We start from the raw sequence: 2,823 nt of genomic DNA, 5'->3' as shown, positions 1-2,823 counted from the left end.
GTCACGTCTGCCGACGGGACGCTGATGCCCTTGTCCTGCATCGTGAGCGCGCCCTTCTTGACGGTGATGTCGCCCGGGACGATACCGTCCCACTCTCCGTCCATGCGGGAGAGGATGATGCCGGTGCCGTCCTCGAACATAGCATAGGCGACTTCTGTTCCGGGGGTCAGGTTTCCCATCTCTCCGCGCAGATACCACGGGATCGTCAGCGGCCGTGTGACCATGCTGTCGGCGGTGCTCGGGAGCACTCTGGCCGTGGTTTTGTCGCCGTTCCTGTCGGCCTTTCCCTCCACGCTGGAGATCTTGCCCTTCTGGATCATTTGGTTGTTGCTGTTCATCAATATCCCTCCAGTGGCTTGCGGAGGTATAGCTTGCTCCGCGTCTTGACGTAGTCGTGCCGGATCCGGCTGATGAAGGCCGTGCCGTCCCACGACTTGACGCCCTCGGTCGCCAGCGTGACCACAGAGCCCGCCGCATAGTCTCGCAGCAGCGAGCCCGTCCAAAGGGTGCCGACGGTCGCGTTTTTGTTGGCGTCCCGGAGCAGGCCCTTGGCGAAGCGGTCGGCCTCGCTCTGGTCGGTCATGCGGAAGGGCAGGATCCGGCGCAGTACCTTGTCGCCGCCGCTCGGGGCTGTGAAGGTGCCGATCAGGCCGCCGTTGACTGCTTCGGCCGAGCCGTAGGCGTTGGTGCCCTCGTCGCGGTACTCGAAGTCATTGGCCGGGGTGATGGTGATGGTGTCGACGGGCTGCTGGCTTTCCATGTATGCCTCGTCGTAGACGACCAGCTTGCCGTCATACACCAGAAACGCCGCGCCCTCGAGGGTGCAGCGGTTTTGAAAAAATGCGAAGTCTGCGAGGTTGTTCTGCTCGACGTAGTCGTAGGTCTGGTCTGTGATCCCGTAGGTCTCGAGTGTCAGGCCGTGGCGGCCGGCGATCTCTTGGGCCAGTTGCAGAAACTTGACCTTTTCCCACGACTTGCTCCGCTTATCCTTCGCAGACTGCGGGACGGAATAGGCCCGCAGGGTGATGATGCCGGACTCGGGGACGACGCTCTCGACGAACATTTTGCCCGTCTTGGCAGCGCCGTCCTCGATGGCGATGGTGTCGCCCTTCTTGGGGTTCCACGAGTCCCACAGCTCGCGGGTGTCGTTGAGTTTGAGAAGCAGCTCGTCGCTCTGCTTTTCGGCGTACATATCGTGATAGCAGCGGTGGACGCTGATGTCCGGGTAGATGTCGACGCCTTCGTATAGGATCTTCACGGCGTCACCTCCTCCACGGCGGCAGGGTCTCCGGCGTCTCCACGGTCTCGACGATCGGGATCCGCACAGCCTCGCCGCCCTCGAAGATCAGCACGTCGCTGAGGTCGGGGTTGGCCTCGATGATGGTGCTTGCCATGCGCTCCTCGTTATAGGCGACGAGCGCGATGCTGTCGAAGGTGTCGCCGCCCTGCGCCACATAATCAATAAAGCCGACTGTCTGCTGTGACATAGGTGCCGCCCTCCCTTCTGCTGAGTGCCTCGAGGATGAAGTCGATGAACTCCGGCTCGAGGTCGCGGAGCTTTCGGATCAGGGCGTCCTCGTCGGTGTCGCCCTCGACCTTGATCTGAGGTGAGAAGGACAGGCCGCTCAGGTCATAGACCACAGCCGTGCCCGATCCGCTGCTGATGGGCTCGTAGTCGGCCTCGCTGGATGCGCCCAGCATCCGGCCAGCCTCGGCCCAGTAGGACAGGTTTTGCGAGCGGTACGCAGGGTTGAAGCTGATGACCGCCTCGGTCGGATAGCGCGGATCCTCGCCCGCGATGGACGGGCCACTCGTGAAGCCGCCGGTCGCATAGCCGGAGACGTCGGCGCTGCCGCCGCCTCCACCTCCAAACAGGCCCGCGATCTTGCTGATGACGCCGGAGCCGAAGCTGACAATCTTCGATACCCAGCCAACGATCGTGCCGAGCACGTTTGCGATGGGCTCCAGAATAGCCAGCAGGGGCGAGAGGAGCGGCATGATCGCATTGAGCAGGCTCACGACCGGGGGCAGCAGAGCCTCGATCAGTTGCATCAGCGGAGGCAGCAGCGGCATGATGACGCTGTTGACGATTTGCAGGGCCACCTCCAGCAGCGGGGTGATGACCGGCAGCAGCGCGGCGATCAGGTTCGCCAGCACAGGCAGCACAGTCGAGATGATCTGCGTCAGCATCGGGAGCACGGTGGCAAGGATGCTGGCGATCGGTGGTAGAATAGCCTGAACGATCTGCATGAGCGGCGGGAGTAGCTGCTGTGCGAGGTCGAGCAGAGGCGGCAGGAACGAGCCCACGAGCTGAGCCAGTAGTGGCAGGATGCCCGCAGCCAGCTCCGTGACCATCGGCATGACCTCCTTCAGGGTGTCGCCCATGCCGACGAGGAAGTCCTGCACAAACGGCATACAAGCGTTGAGCGTGTCGGTGATGACCGGGCTGATTTCCTCGAAGGTGTCGGTCAGGATCGGGGCCAGCGATGTCAGCGTGTTGGCGATCATCGACGCCATAGGCAGCAGAGCCACTTCGGCCGACCTCTTGACCGCCTCGAAGGCAGAGCCGAGGTCGTTGTACTTGACGTCGTTGATCTGCTGGAGTGCGGCGGCGCCGTCATAGGCTGCGGTCTCGATGTCTCCGAGCACGGGCAGGATGCCCGCCTCCAGATCCTCGAACTGTGAGCCAAACAGTGCGACGCCGATCTCGTTGCGCTTGAGAGGATCCTCGAGCTTGTTCAGAGCCTCGACGGTGTCGAAAAATGCAGCCTGCGCGGTCTCGCCGCCGGCTGCAAAGGCCGCGAACATTTTGTCGGAGTTGAG

General features: G+C 62.8%; 4 protein-coding genes. All 4 read right to left on the bottom strand.

What is annotated here, in order from left to right:
- Positions 1–338, bottom strand: a 338-nt coding sequence (locus ACT84W_RS08335; protein WP_444328869.1) for a hypothetical protein, incomplete at its 3' end; no start/stop codon positions are given.
- Positions 338–1,258, bottom strand: coding sequence for a phage late control D family protein (locus tag ACT84W_RS08330; protein ID WP_444328868.1), 921 nt, complete (start codon positions 1,256–1,258; stop codon positions 338–340). The genes ACT84W_RS08330 and ACT84W_RS08335, both read right to left, overlap by 1 nt.
- Positions 1,259–1,262: 4 nt before the next feature.
- Positions 1,263–1,487, bottom strand: a complete 225-nt coding sequence (locus tag ACT84W_RS08325; protein ID WP_008981420.1) for a tail protein X — start codon at positions 1,485–1,487, stop codon at positions 1,263–1,265.
- On the bottom strand, positions 1,459–2,823 hold a 1,365-nt coding region (locus ACT84W_RS08320; RefSeq protein WP_444328867.1), incomplete at its 5' end, for a phage tail protein. The genes ACT84W_RS08325 and ACT84W_RS08320, both read right to left, overlap by 29 nt.

The sequence above is a fragment of the Paratractidigestivibacter sp. genome (assembly GCF_052362415.1).
Taxonomy (GTDB): Bacteria; Actinomycetota; Coriobacteriia; order Coriobacteriales; family Atopobiaceae; genus Paratractidigestivibacter.
This window is presented reverse-complemented; position numbering and strand designations above follow the sequence as displayed.